The organism is Neisseria sp. P0021.S006 (assembly GCF_051956895.1).
Genome location: NZ_JBQCWZ010000892.1, coordinates 1 through 595 on the forward strand (window position 1 = coordinate 1; position 595 = coordinate 595).

1 protein-coding gene is annotated in these 595 nt (G+C 62.2%); it reads left to right on the forward strand.

From position 1 onward, the window contains the following. On the forward strand, positions 1-595 hold a 595-nt coding region (locus tag ACTHUM_RS17745; protein ID WP_440403655.1), incomplete at both ends, for an FAD-binding protein.

Below are 595 nucleotides of genomic sequence, written 5' to 3' on the forward strand. Positions count from 1 at the left end.
GGAGAGGACGATATCGAAAAACACGTTGCCGATACTTTGGAAGCGGGCGCGGGTTTGTGCGACGAAGCCGCCGTCCGCACCATCTTATCGCAGGGCAAACCGGCAATCGAATGGCTGCTGGCGCAGGGTGTGGCGTTCGACCAAAATAATAACGGCCTGCACCTGACGCGCGAAGGCGGGCATACCTGCCGCCGAATCGCCCACGTCGCCGACTACACGGGCGAAGCCGTCATGCAGAGCTTGATTGCCCAAATACGCCGCCGCCCGAACATCCGCGTTTGCGAGCGGCAGATGGCGTTGGACGTTCAAACCGAATCAGGTGTGGCGTGCGGACTGAACGTCCTCGACTGCCGAACGCAAGAAACCTACCGCATCCGTGCCAGCCATACCGTACTCGCAGGCGGCGGCCTCGGGCAGATTTACGCCGCCACCACCACGCCGCCCGAATGCACGGGCGACGCCATCGCCATGGCGATACGCGCAGGTTGCGCAGTCGAAAACCTCGAATTTATCCAATTCCACCCCACAGGCTTGGCAAGGCCGTCTGAAAACGGCCGCACCTTCCTGATTTCCGAAGCCGTGCGCGGCGAAGGCG